Genomic DNA, 23706 nt, shown 5'->3' with positions numbered 1-23706 from the left:
TGCTTTTATCCCCAAGAGAAATGATATATATATTCTCCCGTTACACTTTCATTAATCCCAGTAATCCTTACAAATCGCATTAAGTCTGCTCCTTGAAGAAAATACATCGTAAGTGTAACTGGTACCTGTGACCACATAAATTGATAAAGCTCGTTCACTCTCTGCTTTGTTGAAACAGTTACATCATATACAGGACCATTATTCCACGCAGAAGTTTGAACTGCAGTGAACGGAAGGTCTTTCCCATTTACCACTATTCTTGCCACACTTTGAGTTATGTCCACAACAATCTCCTCCGCTATTCCAAAATTAGACCTGTTTCCATACTCATATTCTTATAAATATTCGTAGCTTTAATAAATGCTTGAGGAAAACCTCTATTCAAATTAATTTATTTTATAAAATAAAAAAGCAGCCTACTCATCATACGAGTAGGCCTCTTTTTTTCGCTTTACATAGGCTTATTTGTATTTACATAGTATGTTTACTTAACAGTATATGCCCAGCCTTTACGGTCAAGATAATCAGTGAATGCTTTTAATTGAGTATCGCTAGTTGGATCAGTTACAGGATAAACATAGCCATCACTTCTAAGAATTAAGTTACCTGTCATCTTAACTGAGTTTAAAGCACTTACTAATTCAGCCAAGTTTTCTTTACCTATTCCACCAACTTCGACAATATTACGTTTTTGAGGTGGTTGGCTACCTCCACCAGATTGTCCAGTTAAAGCAAAAACGATTGAATTAGCGATTTTATCAACATCCCATTTTGCCATATCGGAATCATTATCAATGAATCCTAATTCGATAAGAATAGCTGGTGCTTTAGTCCCATTCAATACTGCTAAATCTTTACGTTGTTTCGCACCACGATCACGCCATCCAATATCTTTTGCTAGTTGAGCTGAAATTTTAGATGCTAGTTCATTCTGATCATAATACAGCACTTCAACACCCTGCCCAGTCCCATCACTTGCATTAAGGTGAAAAGCAATAGCTAAATCTACAACATGTGAATTACTATTACGAATAATATTATTTAAATTTTGAGCTTGAGTGCTTCCTACTTCGTCCGTATCATCATAGACTGTGTGTCCTAAAGCTTTTAACTTGGCCGCAACCGCATCTTTAACTTGACGATCCAAAACATGCTCTTTCCGATTTCCCCAGTTAGCCCCTTGTACAATACTATTGTGTCCTCCATGTAAACTATAACGCGCCATTACTCAACATCTCCTTTTTTATTAGTATATTCAGAGATTTCCTCATGGTCTGTCCATATACCTAAGTCCATACCAAGTGCAGACAAATAAGGCGCTAATTCATCTAAAATCTTTTCGCATACCGAATTTAATATAATAAAATTCAAGTAAAGAAAAAACCGCAACCCATTTTTTCAGTTACGGAATCTTTTTTGTATTCTCTTTTGAAAAATTCATTATGAATCACTCTCACTTTCTAATTATCTAGTCCATTTAGTTTTAATGTCACTCTATTAACGATACTTCCCCATAAATATCTAAAGAAATTTCTAATCATGCCATCCCAGCTACTTGCAAAAAATGAAGAAAAAGCTTATAAAGAAAAGTGAGGTTCCTGATATTCGGTTTCATAATCTAAAGCAATCCCTTAACATTAATGTTGCAATAATGTATTTAACTAAAGATCGTAAGCGAATGATTAGGACATGAAAGAGTAGGCAACACATTAGACACCTACTCACAAGTTGTACCAGACCTACAAGAAAAAGCAGTCGAAGATTTTGCAAACAATCTATTTCAAAAATACTAATGTTTGCAATTACGGATTTCGCATACAAATACTAGCTTATCCGTGTAACATTGAGAGGAGTCAAAAACATGAGAGAAATCAAGTCTGAAAAAGAATTCAAAGACATCATCGCAAGTGAGGAGCCAGTAGTTGTTAAGTTCTTTACTACATGGTGCCCAGATTGTGTACGCATGGACAACTTTATCGGAGAGGTAATGGAAGAGTTCAATAAGTTTGAATGGTATTCTATTAATAAAGATGAGTTCCCAAGTATCGCTGAAGAGTATCAAGTAATGGGTATTCCAAGTTTACTTGTATATCAAAATGGCGAGAAGCTAGGCCACTTACATAGTGCTAATGCAAAAACTGAAGAGCAAGTTACTGAGTTTTTAGAAGCATACTAAGATGAAAATCCTCTGAAAAATATTTTTCAGAGGATTTTCATCTTTTTTCACAATTATTGTCGTAGCTCTTTCTTCATGACCAATGTATATAATTACACTCCTTTCCCCCTTCATCCCCTAAGTATAGATGTATACGTTCGTATCACCACTTTCATATGTAATTAATATATCGTATTGTCGTATTTCGCCACTTTCCTTTTGTTTTTTCATTTCAATCCAAAAATTATGAACCCCATTGATTATTTGTTTGTTTTCTATGTTCATTACATATCTTTCATTTAATCCACCGTATCCTTTACATGTAGATATTGATCATTTAGAAATATAATACTTCTTCACAATTTCATCATTTGATGAATTACATCCAGTCATTATTAGAAAAATACATAGTAAGAAAAGTATTCGTTTCTACATCCACCTACCATCGTATCCCTTTCATTGTGAATGATTCCCAATTATATTCATACCCTCACTTTGTACTTTTCAACATATTTTTCCTTAACGAAACATTGTTACCCCCTACTTAAAAAGCTATAAAGTGTCAACAATGTTTGTATAGACCCACACGAGTTTCATTTGATACTCTATGTATAGAAAGAAATTCCTTTAAAGAAAGGTGCGTGATTAAAATGGATACTCTTTCTCATAAAGAAGCTGATAAAGGTGCTATTGTCAGCATTATGGCCTACATATTTTTATCCTCTATGAAAATTATCATCAGTTATATTACCCTCTCTAGCGCATTACGTGCTGACGGTTTGAATAACTTAACGGATATTGGTGCCTCTTTAGCAATATTAATCGGTTTAAAAATTTCTCGTAAACCTCGAGATCCAGATCATCCATATGGGCATTCGCGTGCAGAACAAATAGCTTCGCTTGTTGCTTCTTTCATTATGGCAACGGTCGGATTAGAAGTTGTTATTAGTGCCATTCAATCATTTTTAAATCCGAAACAAGCTGCGCCCAATGTACTTGCTGCATGGGTAGCTTTATTTTCTGCTGTCGTTATGTACTGTGTATTTAGGTATACGAAAAAGATTGCAATTCGAACAAAGAGTAAATCATTAGAAGCTGCCGCAAAGGATAATTTATCAGATGCGCTCGTAAGTATTGGTACAGTTGTAGGCATTGTCGGCTCACAGTTCCAAATGCCTATTTTAGATCCTATTGCCGCTCTAATTGTCGGCCTTATTATTTGTAAAACTGCATGGGAAATTTTCGTAGAAGCTTCTCATATGCTAACAGATGGCATTGATCCTAATAAAATGGAAGAATATGCTGATGCTATTGAGCATATTTCTGGTGTGGAAAACATTGTAGATATTCGAGCGCGTATGTACGGGAATCAAACGTACGTTGATATTACAATCGAGGTAGACGCTCGTATGGATGTTGGAGAAAGTCACTGTATTACTGACAACATCGAAGCCATGCTTCGAAAAAAATTCGGAATTTACCATGCCCACATTCATGTTGAACCAATGGAAAAAGAACCTATTATGACATAGGTTCTTTTTTTATAAACGCTTTATGAAATATAACACATAAAACGAGCCAGCTACCGCCAGCTGCCCATCCTGCTAATATGTCAGATGGAAAATGCACGCCAAGATATATTCGGCTAACTGAAATAGATAATACAACAAAGCTTGCTATAAGAATAATCAACAGTTTTTTATGCAATGAAATACGCTCTTCAGTAATTGTGACGTATGCAATAAATCCTAAAAAAGCAGTAGCATTCATCGTATGACCGCTCGGAAAACTATATCCAGTTGCAGTAACAAGCTGCGTTACATCAGGTCTTGCCCGTTCATACCATAGTTTAAGCATACTGTTTAAATAACGAGATCCGTAGTAATTAATTGTTAGAAGTAATGCACTAAGCAACTTTTTTCTAACGAGAAAATACATTACAAGAATAATGAGTAACGGAAAATATATTCTTTTGGAACCGATAAAGGACACCCAAGTAAAATAGGTTGTCAAATAATCGTTTCGAAAACTTTGAATAAAGTGTGCAACTATATTGTCAAATTTCTCAATACAAGCGGTATGATACGAAAGTGATAGTGCGACAAAACAAATGAGTAGAGTAAAGCTTAACAAGTATAAATGTCGATATCGTTTCACATACATAACCTCACTATGCAAAAAAATGGAGCGGTTGTTTTAGTTTTCCTCTCCATTTCTTTTTTATGCATAGTTTATTAAAAAATATAATTGTTAATTTTTTGCTGCATCGTTGGGATATCTTCATTCGTTACTGTAAAGCGAATAACCTTCTCATCCAGATCAAGTGCTTCTGCAAATAAACCTGCCAATCCACGTGATTTTCTATCTACTTCCATAATGATTTCTAACCGATCGTGGGAACTTGGCAAGATTAATAATTCTAATTCATCTAATTTCCCATAATACTGTCCTGAAACAGGAATAAACTCAAACTCTTGTGCGAATGGTACTTGCTTACGTAATCGATATGGTAATTCTTCGCATTCTATATGACGCGCTTTAAAACCTAATTGATTTACACTCTCTAATACACTGTTCAATAGTGCATTTGGCAACACTTGAATGTAATCACGGTCACTTGGATCAATACTATTTTTAATATCAAGGCCTGTATGAACCCAAACCGTTTTCATTCCAAGTGTTAGTGGTGCTTCAATTGGCATCTTAAATGAAAATGGAATTTCTTTCTTTTCATTTGGCTCTACAGAAAATGGATCTGTTAAACGAACTCGCTCTAAGTCAAACGTTGCTGTTACTTTTTTATCATCCACTTCTCTTACATATGATGTAGATAACGTTAAGTAAATGCTTTCAATTTGTTGGCTAACTGATCCCCCAGTTATACGAACCTTCCCTACTATCGTTTCTCCAACTACATACTCCTCTTTTTCAAGAACAGTATCTACTTTTGCACTACCAATGCCAACACTCGCTAAAAACTTTTGAAACATGGAGTCTCCATCCTTTCTAAAGCAAAAGCTATATCTTTGTTTAAATCTTGTACATTCTCATAGTACGGTGTTTTTATTTGTAACATTCGCATCAATATTTCACGATTATCATTTTTCAAAGTTAACTCTTCATACCATGGCTTTTCATGTTTTTCAATAGATTCATATCCTGCATATAATAAAAATAACGAGAAATGGCCAAGCGCATAAAAATCGCTACGAAAGTGAACTTCTCGCATCAAAGCTTGTTCACCTTCATACGTTGTAGCTCGCTCATCATCCTCACCTTTATATTTAGCTAATCCAAAATCAATAATACTAATTTGATTTTCTTTCATTAATATGTTCGGAATACGTAAATCTCGGTGAATAATACCTTTACTATGAAAAACTGAAACAATTCCTAATATTTCATATAAAATTTCAAAAACTTCACGTTCTTTATATACACGCCCATCTGAGAAAATATAATCTTCAAAATTTTCACCAGGCATATATTCCATCACAAAAAAGCTTTTTTTCTCCCATAAGAACTGATCATAGAAACTAGGAATTGCTTGATGATTCAATGTTTGTAAAATCATTTTCTCTTGCTCAAATGATTTTCTACCAGACTCATATCTTTGTTTACTTTGTCTTAACTGTTTTAAGACTTTATATCTATTTATTTGTAAATCATTAACGACATATGTAACCCCATAACTGCCCATTCCAATTACTGATTCAATTTTATAACGTTCTGCTACAATTGTATTTTTTCGCAGTGGTCTATCAAATAAAGCTAGTACACGATGCCATTTCATCAGCTACTTGAAAAGAAGCTACGGCTTTTACGTTTTCTTTTATAATGTTGGTGTCCATAACCAGATGAACGTCGCTTATAGTCACTACTTGAATAAGAGCGCCCTCTATGACGATAATCACTACTCGAATACGAACGATTTTTTTTCTTTCCTAATAAAGAATCAATAATTTTTTTGAACATCCCTTCACCTCTTTAGTAAAATTTTCTCTTAATTATACCAATAATTTATAAGCACATTTGTGACAAGTTTGTAAAGAGTAAAAAACGACGAGTTTAGCCCGCCGTTACTTTCAATCTTCCTCTTCATCAAAAACTTCGTCAATCATGCATTTCTCTAATAAATACTCGAATGTAATATCTGCGAGATCTTCAATTTCCTCTCGCTTTGGGACGTATCCCCTTTCAATTAGTTGCTCATAAAAAAACTCCGCAATCTCTTCCGTATCAATTACGACTTCAATTTCCTTCATGAGCATCACTCCTTTATTTCTGTTTTATGAAAAAATCTCAAAATTATGTATATGAGATTAGAAAAATAGTTTTTCTTTTTTTATAGGTCATATCATTTGGACGAGGTGCATACGATGGTAGTACAAGCTATCCAAAAGGGGGAAATAATAATGGAATACCAATACGAAGTAGAACAAACAAAAGAAGAGTTCATGCATGAAGATCAATGGGCAGACTCTCTTATTAAATGGCTTTTTATTTTTTTAATAATTGTAGGCATACCTTATACTGCATATGTTGTTGTTCAATTTATTCTCTCTGTCTAGTTAACTATTTTTTCTCTGTCAATTTAACTAAATAATTATGAACAACATCCATAACAATTTTATATTCTTCATCTTTAAATGTATCAAATAACAATTGATAATCGTTATAAATATCAAGTAACCCATCTATGATTTCTTGACGATTTGTCTTAACACTCACTTTTTTCGAGTTGTTAATTGACTTTAATTTTCCTAAATCCAATTTATTCATGCCGGCTTTATCTTGTTTCATTTTCTTCAAAATTGCATTTGCCGTTTGAGCATTGGCAAGTAAAGTTAAATCTGATTCATCCGCTTCTAACCATTCACCATCCGTAATTCGTGATAACTCATATATCGTATCTTCCCATGCGTCATTTTTGTATCTCCATACCTCTGTACGAAAACCAACAATACGGAAAACATCTTTATCATATCCAGTCACTTGCACGAGATCACCAAAGGTGAAATTATAATTTAATTCAATCCACTCCGTATCGCCCTTTTTCATTTCTTGCTCTGTAACGTGTTGCAATGTTTGTTCTACATAAAATCCATCGTGATTATTGACTTCGTATACATAAACCCCATCTAAAACTTTCATATTTGTGATTTTACCAACGGTTCCATATAGCGTAATCACGACTATGTCCCCTACGTTGTATTTAGGTTGTTTTTTTCTTGCCATCTCTATCTCTCCTTTTTTTGACGTCGTGATTTTGATAACAGTATATGCAACCTACTTAAAAACGCTTATCACAGAAGCTTATATTCATAAATTTTTTCGATAAAAAAATACCACTACATAAAATTTATGTGAAACGCAAAAAAAGCTAGTAAATAGACTAGCTTTAAATCAAGACATTTCATATAAAAAAACATACAGAATACTTCACTTTCAAAAAGTAATGTATTCTGTATGTTTTCAAATCGTTTTTATCCTTCTTGTATGTATAAATCCCACGCTTCATCAAATATAGACATACTTTCTAGCATTCCACTTAACTCTAAGTATGAACTAATTTCATCATAGTCTTCAGATTGCTTCGGAAAACTTAAATCATCATACATTGCCTCTGCTAAATCTGAAATTTCATTTCTAAATAAAGCTGCGCGATGCTTCATCATATAATGGTAAAATGTCTTTTTCAAAAATATTCCCTGCCTTTCTAACTTGGATACATTATACAAGGCAAAAAAGAAAAAAACCAGCATAAAAGCTGGTTAAAAGTCGAAATAATTTCTTTTTAATAGTCTTGGTCTTCCCATTAACTCTTCATATGTTAGTTGTTTTGGCAAATCTTTCGTATAAATTAAAAACAACTGATCTTCAATTTCTTTTACAGTATGGTCTGCTTGATAGTCCATTCCACATGAGGAACAAGAAATACATGGTGTCTTTTGGATTTCAATGGCTTTCGTACCATCTGGTAGTTCCCAATACACAGTATTCAAGCTTTCTTTCGCTTCTGTACTGTCACACCACATACAATTCATACTGCATCACCCTCAGTTTTTTTGTCGTTTTCTTCTAATTTAGCCATTTGCGATTGATATTTTTTATCTTTTAATTGGTCTCGCTTATCACGTTTATCTTTTAAAGATGCATGCGTATCATTATCTTCATAGTCTTTACGACGGTTCATACGCTGTAAATCATCTGGAACAAGGTTAAATTTCTTATCGCTCATAAGACCTGCAATACCAACATCTGAACGTTTTTCTTCATAGTTCGGATAAATTTCTTTAAAGTAACCTTCAGCTCTTCCTGGAATGTAGCTCTCTGGTTCTGGATACGTCGTAATAACCCCTTCAAAGTTACGAAGTACAACTTTATCCGCACTTTGTGAAATTAAATAGTTTGGCTGAAGCGCAATTTTTCCGCCTCCGCCCGGTGCATCCACAACGAATGTCGGTACTGCATAGCCAGAAGTATGTCCACGTAAGCCTTCAATAATTTCAAGACCTTTAGAAACTGGTGCACGGAAATGTCCAATACCTTCAGATAAGTCACATTGGTAAATATAATATGGACGTACACGGATTTTTACTAAGTCATGCATTAGCTTTTTCATAATTGGAACGCTATCGTTAATACCTGCTAAAATTACCGCTTGGTTTCCAATTGGAACACCCGCGTTCGCTAGCATTTCACATGCTTTTTTCGATTCCTCTGTAATTTCAATAGAAGTGTTGAAATGTGTATTTAACCATACTGGATGGTACTTTTTAATAATGTTACATAAGTTTTCTGTAATACGTTGCGGGAATACTACTGGTGCTCTCGTTCCGATACGAATAATTTCAACATGCGGAATCTCTCGTAAATTTTTTAATACGTATTCTAAAATTTTATCATTAATTAGAAGACCGTCACCACCAGAGATTAAAACGTCACGTACTTGTGGTGTTTCACTAATATAAGCAATCGCATCGTCTAATTGTTTCTTCGGTACACCCATTCCAATTTGTCCACTAAAACGACGGCGTGTACAGTAACGACAATACATAGAACATTGATTCGTTACTAAGAATAATACGCGGTCAGGATAACGATGTGTTAGCCCTGGAACTGGTGAATCTTCATCTTCATGAAGTGGATCTTCTAAATCATATTTCGTTTTATATAACTCTTCCGAGATCGGTACAGATTGCATCCGAATCGGACAGCGTGGGTCATCAGGATTCATTAGCCAAGCATAATACGGTGTAATATTTAACGGGATCGTTTTCGTTGAAATTTTAACGCCCTCTTCTTCTTCAGGTGTTAAGTTAATCACTTTCCTTAAGTCATCTAACGTTTTGATCGTATTCGTTAATTGCCAAACCCAATCATTCCATTGCTCTTCAGTAACATCTTTCCATAATTCGATATCCTTCCAGTGACGATTTGGTTTGTATACATCATGTAACATTGCTATTCCCCCTTTTTATACGCTCATCCTTTATATAAGCAATTGTTATGCCAACTTCATATTCTTGATAAGTAAATGTGCGAAATACCCTACTATATAGGAGAAAAAATATTTTCAAGTGCAGTAATAACAGAATATTAACTATCATATTCATTACCTTTTATATATGTAAACGTTCTTTCATTGGTGCAAACACACAAAAACCGCCGATTATTCGGCGGTTTTGTCGTACTTACTCAGTTTATATTGAAGCGTTTGACGCGGAATACCTAACATTTTTGCTGCTTGCAAAATATTTCCTTCCGTTTCAATCAACGCTTGGTCTATTAATTCCTTTTCTGTTTGATGAAGAGCTTCCCGAAGCGGTAATATACTTTTCTTCTTTGGAAGTTTCTCTTTCTTAAATATACGAGGTAAACAATTTGCGGTTAATGCATTTCCTTCCGCAATAATGACAGCATGTTCAATTGTATGTTTTAACTCACGAACATTTCCAGGCCATTGATAAGCTTGTAGTCTTTCTTTCGCTTCCTTATCAATTTGAAGTACACCTTTTTTATAGCTTTTATTATATTCTTTCAAGAAATAAGAAGCTAATAGTAATACATCCTCAGTTCTTTCACGTAGTGGCGGGATATATAATGAAAACACATTTAATCTATAATATAAATCAGTGCGAATTTTATTTTCTCGTAAACATACTTCTGGCGGCTGATTCATCGCGGTAATCACGCGAACATCTACTTTCCTCGTCTTATTATCACCGATTCGTCTAATGACTCCATCCTCTAATACACGTAGCATTTTCGCTTGTAAATCGAGCGGCATTGAATTCAGTTCATCTAAAAATAATGTTCCTCCATCTACAAGTTCAAATAAGCCTGCCCGTTCAATCGCCCCTGTATAGCTACCTTTTGTCGTTCCAAACAGTAAGCTTTCTAATAGTGATTCTGGTAAAGCTGCACAGTTTTGTGCAATAAATGGCTTGTTTTTTCTTTTAGAAGCTTCATGAATTGCTTGCACGAACAGTTCTTTTCCTGTTCCCGTTTCACCATATATTAAAACGTTTGCATCTGTTGGCGCTACTTTTTGCGCTAACTCTTTCGTCTGTTTAAAGCGAGAATCATTTGTCACTATCGTCTCAAATGCAGCATGCTTTTTAATCACTTTTTTTCTAGACGATCGCTTTATTTTCGACTGTAAATCGACAATGGTATCAGTTAGCTTTTGAATTGTAGAGTAGTCTTTCGCAATTTCAACAGCACCAGCAATATTCCCATCTATAAAAATAGGTAACGTCGTATTTACAGTACAAACATCTTCTCCATTTAAATTTTGATAATGTTGCACTTGATGTACAATTGGTTTTTTTGTATCTAAAACTTTCATCAATGTACTCGTTTCCCTAGTTAAAGATGGGAACGCCTCTAACAAATGCTTTCCTAACACTTTTTCAATTTTGGATCCATCGTGTTTCGCAGCAACTGTATTATAAAAAATTGTAATACCATTTTCATCTACTGCGTGTATAGCCTCATCAATACTGCCCAAAATCGCTTCAATGACTTCTTGTGTCGAAACTGCTAGCAATGTCATCCCCCCTTTTGCCGAAAATTCAGCAAATATTATGCCGAATTTCCGGCATACTTATGTGCGATTATAAGCATGACGATTCCGTTCTAATATTTTGATGAAATTTATTTTTGATTAGATAACGTAAAACTTTAATTAGTCGGGCTTTTACGAGCAGCCCGATTCCCACCTAACTTTTTTACTTTACAGCCGAATTTTGAGGCGGGAGCCTTCATGCTTTCGAATAGCTAGATAAATCTTTTACCCATATATTCATATCTTCCAACTTATCGAAAATGTAGCAATTGTTCGCCAGTCTTCCTGTATATGTATAGCCTAACTGATGAAAGGCAGCATTCATACCGAAAGATAGCGATCGAGCAATTGTATAGGAACAGAAAATAGATTTTTCTTGAAGCTCTTCTTCTAACTTAATGAGCAAACTTTTCATAAACCCATGTTTACGATATTCAGGTAAAGTAGCACAATTCGTTAATTCTGCATTGCCTTCCTTTACGTTCATTTCTGCAGACGCTGTACTAATGATTTTCCCCTCAAATTCATATACGTAGTAAATTGTATCGTCTTCTTTCATCGTCTGTAATACATAACTCGCTTCATTTAAAGGTGTCGGATACACTTCAAATACTTTTCCAAAGACAGTTGCTAATTCTTCTGCATCTTCTTCAGTCGCTTTTCTTAACAGAAATTTCTCCGGGACTACTTTTTCTTTTACTTCTTTTGCTTTTACACCACTTAAAATAGTATCTTCCTCAGACCAATGAATACTATTTCGTCTTTCATCATTATTATATTTCACAAAGAAGTATGCATCGTGTCCTTGAAAATAATGAGATATCGTCGCTTCCAATAAGAAACCGAAAGAGAGCCATGTTGAAACATGCTCTCCCTTTCCTTTAATAATACATTTAGTGAAAGAATGTTTCTCTGCTAGTCCGTCAATTGTCTGTATAATACTTTCAACATTTCCTGTATAGTGATCTATTCGAATACGTTTATTAAAATAATCTAAAACTCCTTCTACTGTATGGCAATTTGTCTGCTCTCTAAAAGATTCATAGTATTTCATTTTTTCACCTCACACCAATCTAGTAATGTACATGCAATAATTTTTGCGGCAGCTATCATTTTATCAATTTCTATATATTCGTTTGGATAGTGTGCTACTTTCGTCTCTCCCGGACCAAATACTATCGTTGGTACACCTGAGATTTGTGTAAATAAACCTCCATCAGTCCCCCACGGAGATGCTTCAATCATTGGTTCCTTCCCTTCAATTTCAACAAAGTTATGCTGAAGTGTTGTAATTAACTCATGGTTTTCTTCTAGTTCACCAGGAACCCATCTCGCTCCAAACCATTCTACTTCTACTGGATTTTCAACAAACCAATTGTCCACATCATGTAATTCAGCGATCCAACTCTCAAACTCTTCTTTTGCTGCCTCTATAGTCTCATTCGGCGCAATACCATATCTTCCTTCTAAAATTAACGAATCAGGAACAGAACTTGGCCAGCTACCACCTTCAATTTTCCCAATATTAATTGGAATTGGAATCGGAATTCCTTTAAATAACGGATCAGTAATTCGACCATTTCTCTTCTCTTCTAATTTTCTCAAATGATCTATAACAAACATGCTTTTTTCAATTGCACTTACTCCTTCATAACGTGTACCACCGTGTGCAGCTTTCCCTTTTACATGTAGACGGAACCACATTGACCCTTGTTGCTTCGGGAAAAACTTCATATTAGTCGGTTCTGGAATAATGACACCATCTGCCTTATATCCTCGTAATATAGTCGCTAATGTCCCTGCCCCGCCACTTTCTTCTTCTATGACACTTTGAAAATAAATATCTCCTTTTAATTCAACACCAGATTCAATAATCGCTTCCATCGCAAGCATAAGTGCGACATTGCCGCCTTTCATATCCGTCGTTCCGCGGCCATATATACGATTCCCTATTTTCTCACCACTATATGGGTGATGGTCCCATTGATTCACATCGCCTTCTGGTACTACATCAATATGCCCATTTAATATCATAGATTTTCCATCGCCGCTTCCTTTTAAAGTTGCCACAATGTTCGGGCTGTCTGAAAAACTTGTACGTGGTGATACAAAATAAGGATGATCTTTCATTTTAGAAAAAGATGGTTCCCAAATATCAAGATCTAAACCTAGCTCACGTAATTTTTCAATCACAATTGCCTGCGCACCACTTTCATCACCAGATACGCTTTTTTCTTGAATTAACCGTGTTAAAAATTTCACACTTTCCTCTTCATGACTCTCAATATAATCACAAACTTGCTTTTTTAATTGCTTCATATATTACATCTCCCTCATTCAATAACTAGTAAGTTAGAGCCAATTTGAAACTCAGCTTCCGTATGTCGCTTTATATCTTCTACTGTATACGGGCTCATTAATTCTTGTAAAATGAGTCCACTCGAAGTCACTTCCATAACCGCCATATCTGTAATAATTAAATCTACACATTTCTTTGACGTTAATGGCAATGTACACTCTGAAACAATTTTTGCATTTCCGTATTTATCAACATGATTCATCACAACAACGACACGCTTCGCTTTTTGTGCTAAATCCATCGCTCCCCCAATACCGGGCACACGTTTCCCTGGTACAATCCAGTTTGCTAAATCTCCATTCTCACTCACTTGTAATGAACCAAGAATCGTTATATCTAGTAAACCTTTTCGAATCATCCCAAACGCAGTGCAGCTATCAAAATAACTCGCTCCTGTAATAAGAGAAGTCGGTAAACCTGCTGCATTACATAAATTCTCGTCTTCATTCCCTTTACTTGGCGTTGGCCCCATACCGACGATTCCATTTTCTGCATGAAACATTACATTTATATCGTCAGGCAAATGATTCGGTACAAGCGATGGAATGCCAATACCTAAATTTACAATCATGCCATTTTGTATTTCTTTCGCCGCACGCCTAGCAATCTTATCTCTCACTTCTACGCCCATACCCATTTCCAATTCACTCCTTCCGACGGTACGATATAATTTACGAAAACACCTGGAACGACAATTTCCTCAGGATCTAAACTTCCAAGTGGAACAATTTCTTCTGCTTCTACAATCGTTATGTCCCCAGCCATAGCAACATGAGGATTCATATTCCGCGCACTTTTGTCGAATACAAGATTACCAAACGGATCAGCTTTTTTCGCATAAACAATCGCAACTTCAGCAGTTAATGCAGTTTCAACTAAGTATGTCTTGCCATTCATTTCGACTGTTCGTTTTCCATCTTCTACAATCGTATCAACACCAACATCAACTAAAACACCACCAAGCCCTACGCCTCCAGCGCGAATACGCTCTGCTAATGTTCCTTGCGGGGAAAACTCAATTTGTAATCGTCCTTCATTTAACTGTCTTCCTGCATTTGGATTTGAACCAATATGGGAAGTAACTAAAGACTTAACCCGTTCATTTGTAACAAGACGACCGATTCCTACATCAGGAAAGCCCGTGTCATTTCCTATTAAATTTAAATTTGTAACTCCCTTTTCTAAAATAGCCTGTATTAAAGTTGGAGGGGATCCAATCCCCCCAAACCCTCCAAACATTAATGTCATATCATCATGGAACAAAGAAATTACTTCCTCTATCTCTTTTAATTTATTGAATGTATTTGTAATTGTTGTCATACGATACTATGCCCTCCTTTTTGCATCATCTCTTCTACACTTTTTGCAAAAATTGAAAGTAATTCATCTAACTCGGAATATGTAGTTGTCATCGGCGGTGCCACAAGCAGTGCGCTATCTTCTTTTCCTGCTTGCCCTGAAACAGCTTGGTATAAAAGAAGACCATTTTTAGCTGCAACCGAAATAAGCTCCGAAGCTTTTGTAAACGGTTGCAATTCTATTCCGATCAGCAACCCTTTTCCACGCACATCCGCAATAATTGTCGATTGTTGCTGAACTTTCTGTAGTCCCTTAATTAAATATTCTCCCTTTTCCGCTGTTTTTTCAGGTAGATTATGTTTCTCCATGTATTCAATAACAGCTAGAGCCGTTGCTGCAGATAATGGATTTGCACTTAGCGTATGACCACTCATAACAGAACGTGACCCACGTAAAATCGGCTCCATAACTCGGTCACTAACAATCGTCGCAGCCATTGGTGTATATCCCGCTCCTAATCCCTTACCAAGCGTCATAATATCCGGTTCTACACCCCAATGCTCCATCGCAAACCATGCACCAGTACGACCAAGCCCAGTCATTACTTCATCCGCAATGAATAAAATATCGTAATGACTACAAATATCTTTAATCACTTTATAATATTCTTTCGGCGGTACAACCGCACCGCCAGCTGCTCCGATAATCGGTTCAGCAATAAAAGCTGCAATATGCTCCGCACCAATTCTTTCAATTGATCTTTCTAGTTCAGTTGCACAAGCAAGCTGACAAGTTGGATATACCTTTTGTACAGGGCACCTGAAACAATATGGGGCTGGAATAGTTGGATAATCTTCCAAAATAGATACGAAACGTTGTCTGCGCAGCGGATGCCCAGACATTGATAAGGCTCCCATCGTAATACCGTGATAGCTCATCCAGCGTGACAAAATTTTATGTTTCCCTTGAATACCGCGCTCCTGAAAATGCTGAATTGCAATTTTCATAGCTGTTTCATTTGCTTCCGTACCACTATTTACGAAAAAGCTCCAGTTCAAATCTCCTACACTTAAATCACTTAACTTCTTCGCTAGTTTTTCAGCTGGTTCACTCGTAAACTGTGATCTATATACGAAAGCAATCTCCTCTGCTTGCTTTTTAATAACATCTGCAATCTCCTTTACGCCATGTCCAATACCTGCCGTAATTGCTCCTGACGAACCATCAAAATATTTATTTCCGTTCTGGTCATACAAATATACACCTTTTCCATGTGAAATCATTGGATACGGCTGACCAACAAGTGGTTTAATTAAGTAATCGCGCATAGCGCTCCCCCATTTCTTCAATTTGTATATGTATATGAAGAAAATTGACGTTTCTTTCATAAAAAAGAATCCTCTGCACAAGCAGTGAATTTATCAAAATACTATTATAAAATATACAAATGAGTGCTAATAAATGTTTTGAAAACAGAAAATTCAGAACTTAAAACGAAGACCAATCCTTATCTGTACGCTCAAATAACCCTCCCTTATATAAAAGTAACGTATTACTAAATGTTTTCCTAACATAATGCCAGCTTCCCTCAAATGCCGACATTGTGTAAACTTCGACGGAACTCCCTTTAAACTCCTTCCTATTATCCTACTTTAAATTGCATATTTCCAAAAAAATTTCGACAATTATCTCGCCGCAATGATAACAATCTTTTTATAGAAACTAATTTTCCACATTTAATATTTTCAGTTTATACATAAAAAAAGAACCGATTAACCACATTAATCAGTTCGGCACGACGCTCTTTTATCAATATTACTGGGACTCGCTAAAATAAATCAAAAAACCATACGTTTTACGAATTCAACAGTCATATAACGATTTTTCACACAAATTCCTTCATAACTTCATTCACAATCATAATCGGGATATCCCCATCCCAAGGTGCCACTCCTTCCACCGAAGTTAAACTACCTTTCCTTTATAAATTATGTAGGACAATTATCCCTTTGTATGTGTGTTTGCCTATAAATTAAAAAATCCCTTTACTAAAATTTTTTTATACATGTATTCGATACGTTGATTGAAATGCCCTTATAATTTAGTCTTTTTATATTTTTATTACTCCTAGTAAATATAAGCTTCTATTCAACTTAACTAACTCCATATACAACTCTTTTAGCACCACTTTACTAGCCAATAATACTCAGACATACTTCTCCCAAAATATATTTTTAATCTTTTACTTTTCCCATTCAGAAATACAAGTTTTTCGCATAACCTCTTTCTCACTTCGCATATAGTTTTAATGATGACAAAGGAGGAATGTGCATGTCTCAATCTGAAATCGAAAAATATGGACAAGAAGCTGTACGTTACGATCAGCTCGCCCGTTACTATCAATATAGCAATCCCAAAAAATATGTAGAACTATATATGAAGTATTACGATGCACTTACAAAACTTGTACAGGCATATGAAAAAAGAGATTCACAAGAAGCCGCTTTACCGTCACATATAAGAATTTTTCATTCTGCTCCAAACACGCCTGCGGTTGACATTTTAGTAAATGGACAAAAGGTAATCAAAAACATTTCATTTAAGCAATTTAGCCCCTATTTATCATTAGTGCAAGGTAAATATCGCATTGATATCGTCCCTGTCGGGAACGAAACTCCAATTTTTTCAGCTTTAGTACCGATAATGGGAAATCATACGTATACACTTGCCGCAATAAATAGTGATAATCACCTACAATTACAACCTATACTTGATAATACACATATACCATCTGGGCAAGCCAAAATTCGATTTATGCATTTTTCTCCAGATACCCCTGTTGTTAACGTAGATTTAAAAGGTGGAGATCATTTATTTGAAAATGTGCTCTTTAAACAAATAACAGATTTTTTACAAGTTAGCCCTGGTACAGCAGATATTGAAGTTTCACTCGCAGATAATAAAAAAATCCTGTTAACTTTACCTAAATTCGATGTTGAACCGAATATAATTTATACCATTTCAATAGTAGGTTATTCAACTAAAGACCCTAAATTAGAAGCCGTTATACTTACAAATTAAAACAGTCTACACCATTTATTTGGTGTAGACTGTTTACTTTTGAAATGCAATTTGAAATTCTGTCCAATCGCTATCTGAACGACACATAATGGACCCGTTATGTTTTTCTACAATTTGTTTACATACAAATAACCCAATACCAGTTCCTAATTTTTTAGTAGTTACAAATGGTTCAAAAATCGTTTCTACATTTTCAGCTGGAATCATCGGTCCATTATTTTTTATCACAATTCGAATAGCTTGCTCTTCTTCAAAAACATCAATGATAATTTTCCGCTCTTCTTTCATTGCTTCCATAGCGTCAATTGAGTTCATTAAAATATTTAAAAATACTTGCCTCACTTCACTCCGATAACCAACAAGTGGTATTGGATACGGCAAATTCTTTTCAATCGAAACATTTGCATTAACCAAACTCGGATATAAGAACTGTATAATATCTTGGAACAAGTCATTAAGCCAAAAACGTTCCGATTCATTCCACATTTCTTTTTTCGAAACGAGTAAAAATTGCGAGATTCGAAAATTTAATTGATCTAATTCATGCGAAATGATATCTAAATACGATAAACTCGGATGGTCTGCCTTTAATAATTTGACAAATCCCATAATTGAAGTAAGCGGATTACGAAATTCATGTACAAAACTAGCTGACATTTGTCCTAAAATCGTCAGCCTTTCTTTATGTGTTTCATTAATATATTGCTGTTTTTCCTCTAAATTCCTCGATATAATTTCCGAGTATTTTAAAACGGTATAATAAATTAATTTGTCAAAACAAGTATGTATTTTGGCCATAATTGGTTTCAATTCACGAGCGCTAACATCTAATTCACACATCGCTTCAAAAAGTTCATTTCTTCCCACATTTGCATTATAAACAAAGTCTCCAATATTCGCATCTGCTCCTGCTCGTTCAATTGCGATTTTCTCGCATAATGGTTGAAGATAATTTATATCTTTATCTTCCATAGTAAGTTCGATTATTAACTCTAATAAATCCTCTCCATTTTGAACTACTTCTAGTTTAAATGGATCTTTTTCGGAAATTATCATTTTGTTTTTCCAGTTCTCTACGAATTGGTGCCTGTTGTTTTTCAAGTGTGAACAAAATACTTCTTTAATATCCTTATCGATTGGAAAAACCTCCATTCACTCCATTTCCATACGACGAATACCCTTTATATTTTGAATATTAACACAAAAAATATGTTTCGTTAATAGATTATTGTCACATTTTGTTAATTTCTGTTGATAAAATTATTTTTTTCTTTCTTATTTAATTATTTATATTCAAATCTCTCTTTTTCCTTCTCATTTTTTTAATTATTTCCGTATTCAAAACGACTTTTTTTGCATCATTTTTAATTCTTGCGTACAATAGGAAGTGAAAGGTGTGAAAAATATGGTAAATAAAAATGTGGAAGACTATCTCCAAGAAGGCATTTATGGCCAAAAGCAAAACAAACCAGAAGAACGTAATATGTATTTAACTACATTACGTGAGCGCGTAGAAATCGCTTTAACTATCGGTCAAGTAATGCAAAGTAATGTATATACTGAAGTAGCAAGTAGCATACGCTCTTCTCAATCATTACAAATCCTCCTAAACGGTGGCATTGCTTACCCACATTTATCAAAATACATTAAATTAGCAAACGAAAAAAATATTCCTTTTACAATTGTTCAAAATAAAGATACAGCAACACCAATCGGTTTAGTATTATCTCATAGCACAGCTGTAGATAAAGAACAAATTTATGTAGAAGATGCTATTTTCAAACAAGAAATGAAGTAAAATAAAAGGTACACTTAATTAAACAAGTGTACCTTTTGCTTTATTTTTTAATACACACTAATTTCATTTCTGTCATTTCTTCAATTGCATATTTAATTCCTTCACGACCCGTGCCACTTTCTTTCACACCACCGTAAGGCATATGATCTACTCTAAACGTTGGAATATCATTAATCATAACCCCACCAACCTCTAACTCATCAATTGCACGCATCGCTTTAAATAAGTTATTTGTAAATACGCCTGCTTGTAAACCGTAACGTGAATGATTTACTTTCTCTATCGCCTCATCAAATTCTTTAAATGTATTTACTGTCATAACTGGACCAAATACTTCTTGGCACTGTACAGATACATGCTCTGGAACATTTGTTAATACAGTTGGTTCGAAAATTCTTTCATCACGCTTCTTACCACCGTATAAAACAGTTGCTCCTTCCTTAATTGCTTCTTGCACCCACATTTCAATTCGCTTTACATCTTTTTTCGAAATTAAAGCTGATACATCCGTTTCCTCATTCATTGGATCACCAACAACAACAGTTTCCATCGCTTTCTTTAGCTTCGAAAGAAATTCATCCATTCTCTTTTCGTGTACAAACACACGTTGTACCGAAATACAAACTTGTCCATTATTAACAAATGCGCCCCATTTCACACGTTCCATTATCTCATCAGTTAACTCTACATCTTCATCAATAATAACGGCAGCATTGGATCCTAATTCCAACGTAACTCGTTTTAATCCAGCCTTTTCCTTTATTCCGATTCCGACTTTCGGACTTCCGGTAAAAGTAATGGACGCAACATCATCATTTTTAACAATTGCCTCGCCAACAGTTGCACCAGGACCAGAAATGATATTCAAAGCTCCCTTTGGCAACCCTGCTTCTTCAAATAATTCAACTAATGCGTAAGAAGATAATGGCGTTTGATCAGCTGGTTTTAACACAACTGTGTTTCCGGCAGCAATTGCAGGGCCCACTTTATGCGCTACTAAATTTAACGGAAAGTTAAATGGCGTAATAGCTCCTATAACCCCAATTGGTTTGCGAATCGTATAGGCAATCCGCCCATCTGCACCAGGTGCTGCGTCAAGTGGCAATGTTTCACCATATATACGCTTCGCTTCTTCTGCTGCAAATTTATATGTTAGAACAGTACGATCTACTTCTCCCCTTGCAGCACGTATTGGTTTTGCAGCCTCTTTTGCAATAATTTCTGCAAACTCTTCTCTTCTTTCATCCATTATTTGCGCAACCTTCTCTAAAATAGTTGCCCGATCGTATGCTGTTAATGTATTCATTTTTTTCATTGCATTTTTTGCAGAAGTAACAGCCTCTTGAACATCTTCTTCCGTTCCTTGTGCAATTTCCGCTAACGTTTCTTCAGAGTATGGTGCACATAATGGTTTATACGTGTTTACTGACTTCCAATCTCCATTTATATATAAATGCTTTTTCATCTTTCTTCCCCTTCCAAATATATGTATAAAATAATACTTCACCTAGTGAAAGGTCTGACTTATGTAATTGTATCATAGCCCGTATTCCTCCAAAAACATTATGCTCAAAAAAACTCTGCTATATAGCAGAGTTTACGAGCTAATTTGCTCTTGTAAAGAAATTTGTTTTTCATCTTCTAAAACGACAATCGATTCTACTGTTTTTGTAACTTCTAACCTTTTAATATAGCGCCCGTCTAATTCTTTCACACAAAACTTATAATTTTCAATTTCAATGGAATCCTCTTCAGCAATCTCTATATTCTTCGTTAATATCCAACCACCAATTGTATCAACACCATCATCATCAATCGCTAGACCAAATAACGTATTCACTTCACTAACGAGTACTTTTCCCTCTAGTATCGTCTTTGTTTCACTAACTTGTTGAATTTCTGGCTGTTCATCCGTATCAAACTCATCCTGAATATCTCCTACAATTTCCTCTAAAATATCTTCAACAGTAACAAGTCCAGATGTACCACCATATTCATCTATCAATATAGCAATATGTGTTCTTTCTTTTTGCATTTTTAAAAACAAATCATGAATTGGAATAGAATCAATAACTAAAATAATTGGTCTAACATATTGCTCTACTGTCTTTTTATTAACAGCTTTATGCTGTACAAACTCAGTAAAAATATCTTTAAAATTTACAAAACCTATTACGTGGTCTTTGTCGCCATCAACAACTGGATACCTTGTATATTTTTCACGAGACATTTTTTGCAAAGCTTCTTCAGCGGGCATTTCTTTACTTATAATATTCATTTCAGTTCGAGGTACCATTATTTCTTTTGCAATCCGATCATCAAATTCAAAAATTTTATTTACATATTTATATTCAGATTGATTAATTTCACCATTTTTGTAACTTTCTGAAACTAATAACCGTAATTCTTCTTCCGAATGAACCTCATCATGCCCTTTCGGCGGTTTCAGCCCTAGCAGCTTCGTAATGATTCGAGCTGAACCATTTAATAGCCAAATGAATGGGAATGCAATACGATAAAAGAAAATTAACGGCTTAGAAACAAGCAAACTCACTTGTTCAGATTTTTGAATTGCAACTGTTTTTGGGGCCAATTCCCCTATTACAACATGTAAAAAAGTAATTAACAAAAATACTAAAATTACAGCAAAAATATCTGCGAGCTGAGTAGATATGTTCCACTTTGCAAAAAGCGTGTCAAATATTTGCTTTAGCGCAGGTTTACCAAACCACCCAATTCCAAGAGCTGTAACTGTTATTCCTAACTGGCAAGCCGATAAATATTCGTCTAAGTTTGTAATGACTGTTTTGACAGAAGTTGCACGATTATTTCCCTCTGCAATTAAATTGGCAATTCGTGAACTCCTCACTTTAACAATTGCAAATTCTGCTGCAACGAAAAATGCCGTTAAGGCAATTAAAACAATCACTATACTTATACTATATATGTCCAAATACTTTTCCTTACTTACATTGTAAGCAAGGAAGCCACCTCCTACTTAATTTTATTCAAATGAAGTAAGCATTCTAATACTCTAACAAAATTCTACATTAGCAACCACCTTTTTATATATTATATGCATACATAAAAAAGATATTTATCATTATGATAATCTAATTCATTTCCCCTCGTCAAATCAAATTATTCTAAATCTTAAGATGAATCATTTTTATATAAACGATATATTCTTCACAACTTAATTTCGTGAAAAAACACTTTCTTTGCCGATTCCACACTTCTTTTGTCATACCGGAAGGGAACTTACTTCATAGATCGAAATCATTCAACAGGATATATATAGGAGGGATTATTTTGGAATATAAAACACCATTTATCGCAAAAAAGTTAGGTGTTAGCCCCAAGGCTGTTGTCCGGATTGCACAACAATTAAATCTTACGATAGAAAAAAATAAATATGGTCACTTTATTTTCAAACAAGATGATGTAGATCAAATGTTAGAATACCATCGTTCTCAAATTGAGCATTCGCAAAACTCTCAACCTACTCAAAAAACATCATCAAATGATGTTGAAGAATTAAAAACTCAAGTAAACACAATTTTTCAAAACACATCATCAAATGACTTTGAACAATTAGCTATTCAATTACACACAATTACAAGAAGGCTAGATCGAATGGAGGAGCAAATGCAAGATAAGGCAAACGATGTCGTTACGTACCAACTTTTGCAACACCGTCGTGAAATGGAGGAAATGTTAGAACGAATCCAAAAGCTAGAAGCTTCCCTCAAAAAAGAAGAGCCCATATATATTACTCCTGATTCAAAACCAACATATGAAAGAGAAAAGAAACCGAAGCGCCGCAAAATGATTTTTAGTATATTTGGATTATGATTTTTAGACCCTTATTAAAACAATAAGGGTCATTTTTTCATGAAGGATACTGCCATATTAATATATCATTCTCTATATTATATATA

The 23706-nt window shown here is 34.8% G+C and carries 26 protein-coding genes and 1 pseudogene; 7 read left to right on the top strand and 20 right to left on the bottom strand.

All coding sequences use genetic code 11. From position 1 onward, the window contains the following. Positions 1-5 precede the first annotated feature (5 nt). Both F0362_RS11380 and F0362_RS11375 read right to left on the bottom strand, forming a co-directional pair. Positions 6-284 (bottom strand): hypothetical protein, encoded by a 279-nt coding sequence (locus F0362_RS11380; protein WP_002093762.1) that lies wholly within the window; start codon positions 282-284, stop codon positions 6-8. Between the two features lie 200 nt (positions 285-484). After that, positions 485-1225, bottom strand: coding sequence for an N-acetylmuramoyl-L-alanine amidase (locus tag F0362_RS11375; RefSeq protein ID WP_000135303.1), 741 nt, complete (start codon positions 1223-1225; stop codon positions 485-487). A 330-nt stretch (positions 1226-1555) separates the two neighbouring features. Between F0362_RS11375 and F0362_RS30905 the strand changes: the two are divergent. The 3 genes and pseudogenes from F0362_RS30905 to F0362_RS11360 all read left to right on the top strand — a co-directional run. Then, positions 1556-1793: pseudogene (locus tag F0362_RS30905) on the top strand (site-specific integrase); the annotation flags it as partial. Between the two features lie 68 nt (positions 1794-1861). Next, the gene (locus F0362_RS11365) at positions 1862-2176 is read left to right on the top strand and encodes a thioredoxin family protein (RefSeq protein ID WP_001206937.1); all 315 of its coding nucleotides are present in this window, start codon (positions 1862-1864) and stop codon (positions 2174-2176) included. Positions 2177-2805: 629 nt separating this feature from the next. Then, positions 2806-3687 carry a cation diffusion facilitator family transporter gene (locus F0362_RS11360; protein ID WP_000380382.1) on the top strand — a complete coding sequence of 294 codons (882 nt, stop codon included), beginning with the start codon at positions 2806-2808 and terminating at the stop codon, positions 3685-3687. On the opposite strand, the gene F0362_RS11355 is transcribed toward F0362_RS11360, so the two are convergent. The 5 genes from F0362_RS11355 to F0362_RS11335 all read right to left on the bottom strand — a co-directional run bounded on the left by F0362_RS11355 (position 3677) and on the right by F0362_RS11335 (position 6420). Continuing rightward, a complete protein-coding gene (locus F0362_RS11355) occupies positions 3677-4312 on the bottom strand; it encodes a phosphatase PAP2 family protein (RefSeq protein WP_002093763.1) in 636 nt (211 codons plus the stop codon). The two genes, F0362_RS11360 and F0362_RS11355, sit on opposite strands and share 11 nt — an antisense overlap. 77 nt (positions 4313-4389) lie before the next feature. Next, on the bottom strand, positions 4390-5145 hold the full coding sequence (locus F0362_RS11350; protein WP_000486638.1) for a sporulation protein: 756 nt from the start codon (positions 5143-5145) through the stop codon (positions 4390-4392). Next, a complete protein-coding gene (locus F0362_RS11345; RefSeq protein ID WP_000871043.1) occupies positions 5127-5948 on the bottom strand; it encodes a serine/threonine protein kinase in 822 nt (273 codons plus the stop codon). Before F0362_RS11345 ends, F0362_RS11350 begins: the two co-directional genes overlap by 19 nt. After that, entirely contained in the window at positions 5948-6130 is a 183-nt protein-coding gene (locus tag F0362_RS11340; protein WP_000473369.1) for a hypothetical protein, read from the bottom strand. The genes F0362_RS11345 and F0362_RS11340 overlap by 1 nt, the downstream gene beginning before the upstream one ends. Positions 6131-6240: 110 nt before the next feature. Beyond that, positions 6241-6420 (bottom strand): YozD family protein, encoded by a 180-nt coding sequence (locus tag F0362_RS11335; RefSeq protein ID WP_000658452.1) that lies wholly within the window; start codon positions 6418-6420, stop codon positions 6241-6243. Between the two features lie 150 nt (positions 6421-6570). Between F0362_RS11335 and F0362_RS11330 the strand changes: the two genes are divergently transcribed. After that, entirely contained in the window at positions 6571-6726 is a 156-nt protein-coding gene (locus tag F0362_RS11330) for a DUF3930 family protein (protein WP_000456536.1), read from the top strand. 4 nt (positions 6727-6730) lie between these two features. Here F0362_RS11330 and F0362_RS11325 read toward each other — a convergent pair whose 3' ends face one another. From F0362_RS11325 to F0362_RS11280, 10 genes are all read right to left on the bottom strand, one after another. Continuing rightward, positions 6731-7393 (bottom strand): hypothetical protein, encoded by a 663-nt coding sequence (locus F0362_RS11325; protein WP_000101503.1) that lies wholly within the window; start codon positions 7391-7393, stop codon positions 6731-6733. A 248-nt stretch (positions 7394-7641) separates the two neighbouring features. Next, positions 7642-7857 carry a YozE family protein gene (locus F0362_RS11320; protein ID WP_000750718.1) on the bottom strand — a complete coding sequence of 72 codons (216 nt, stop codon included), beginning with the start codon at positions 7855-7857 and terminating at the stop codon, positions 7642-7644. Between the two features lie 72 nt (positions 7858-7929). Beyond that, the gene (locus F0362_RS11315; protein WP_000995765.1) at positions 7930-8202 is read right to left on the bottom strand and encodes a YokU family protein; all 273 of its coding nucleotides are present in this window, start codon (positions 8200-8202) and stop codon (positions 7930-7932) included. Continuing rightward, a complete protein-coding gene (gene ablA, locus F0362_RS11310) occupies positions 8199-9620 on the bottom strand; it encodes a lysine 2,3-aminomutase (protein ID WP_000902144.1) in 1422 nt (473 codons plus the stop codon). The genes F0362_RS11315 and ablA overlap by 4 nt, the downstream gene beginning before the upstream one ends. Positions 9621-9830: 210 nt before the next feature. Next, the gene (rocR, locus tag F0362_RS11305) at positions 9831-11216 is read right to left on the bottom strand and encodes an arginine utilization transcriptional regulator RocR (protein WP_002038616.1); all 1386 of its coding nucleotides are present in this window, start codon (positions 11214-11216) and stop codon (positions 9831-9833) included. Between the two features lie 208 nt (positions 11217-11424). Next, the gene (gene ablB, locus F0362_RS11300) at positions 11425-12282 is read right to left on the bottom strand and encodes a putative beta-lysine N-acetyltransferase (RefSeq protein ID WP_000878585.1); all 858 of its coding nucleotides are present in this window, start codon (positions 12280-12282) and stop codon (positions 11425-11427) included. After that, a complete protein-coding gene (locus F0362_RS11295; RefSeq protein ID WP_000811521.1) occupies positions 12279-13547 on the bottom strand; it encodes a peptidase in 1269 nt (422 codons plus the stop codon). Before F0362_RS11295 ends, ablB begins: the two co-directional genes overlap by 4 nt. A 14-nt stretch (positions 13548-13561) precedes the next feature. Next, a complete protein-coding gene (locus F0362_RS11290) occupies positions 13562-14224 on the bottom strand; it encodes a CoA transferase subunit B (protein ID WP_000525286.1) in 663 nt (220 codons plus the stop codon). After that, positions 14209-14907 (bottom strand): acetate CoA-transferase subunit alpha, encoded by a 699-nt coding sequence (gene atoD, locus F0362_RS11285; protein ID WP_000208114.1) that lies wholly within the window; start codon positions 14905-14907, stop codon positions 14209-14211. The genes F0362_RS11290 and atoD overlap by 16 nt, the downstream gene beginning before the upstream one ends. Then, positions 14904-16214 (bottom strand): aspartate aminotransferase family protein, encoded by a 1311-nt coding sequence (locus F0362_RS11280; RefSeq protein ID WP_001205888.1) that lies wholly within the window; start codon positions 16212-16214, stop codon positions 14904-14906. Before F0362_RS11280 ends, atoD begins: the two co-directional genes overlap by 4 nt. Before the next feature lie 1003 nt (positions 16215-17217). On the opposite strand from F0362_RS11280, the gene F0362_RS11275 reads away from it, so the two are divergent. Continuing rightward, on the top strand, positions 17218-17967 hold the full coding sequence (locus F0362_RS11275; RefSeq protein ID WP_000083271.1) for a DUF4397 domain-containing protein: 750 nt from the start codon (positions 17218-17220) through the stop codon (positions 17965-17967). A gap of 33 nt (positions 17968-18000) precedes the next feature. Here F0362_RS11275 and F0362_RS11270 read toward each other — a convergent pair whose 3' ends face one another. Then, entirely contained in the window at positions 18001-19119 is a 1119-nt protein-coding gene (locus F0362_RS11270; protein ID WP_000451750.1) for a BA2291 family sporulation histidine kinase, read from the bottom strand. Between the two features lie 253 nt (positions 19120-19372). Here F0362_RS11270 and F0362_RS11265 point away from each other — a divergent pair, with 253 nt between their 5' ends. Next, positions 19373-19765 (top strand): YueI family protein, encoded by a 393-nt coding sequence (locus F0362_RS11265; protein WP_000247575.1) that lies wholly within the window; start codon positions 19373-19375, stop codon positions 19763-19765. Positions 19766-19805: 40 nt separating this feature from the next. Here F0362_RS11265 and F0362_RS11260 read toward each other — a convergent pair whose 3' ends face one another. Together F0362_RS11260 and F0362_RS11255 are read right to left on the bottom strand one after the other, a co-directional pair. Then, a complete protein-coding gene (locus F0362_RS11260; RefSeq protein WP_097881175.1) occupies positions 19806-21230 on the bottom strand; it encodes an aldehyde dehydrogenase family protein in 1425 nt (474 codons plus the stop codon). Positions 21231-21362: 132 nt separating this feature from the next. Next, complete coding sequence (locus F0362_RS11255; RefSeq protein ID WP_149889761.1) at positions 21363-22718, bottom strand: hemolysin family protein; 1356 nt, start codon at positions 22716-22718, stop codon at positions 21363-21365. Between the two features lie 359 nt (positions 22719-23077). Between F0362_RS11255 and racA the strand changes: the two genes are divergently transcribed. Further along, positions 23078-23620, top strand: coding sequence for a chromosome-anchoring protein RacA (gene racA, locus F0362_RS11250; protein ID WP_016108320.1), 543 nt, complete (start codon positions 23078-23080; stop codon positions 23618-23620). Positions 23621-23706 lie beyond the last annotated feature (86 nt).

The sequence above is a fragment of the Bacillus sp. BS98 genome (genome assembly GCF_008432245.1).
Classification (GTDB): Bacteria; Bacillota; Bacilli; order Bacillales; family Bacillaceae_G; genus Bacillus_A; species Bacillus_A toyonensis.
Note: the sequence above shows the minus strand (reverse complement) of the source record. Positions and strands in the feature narration are given on the sequence as shown.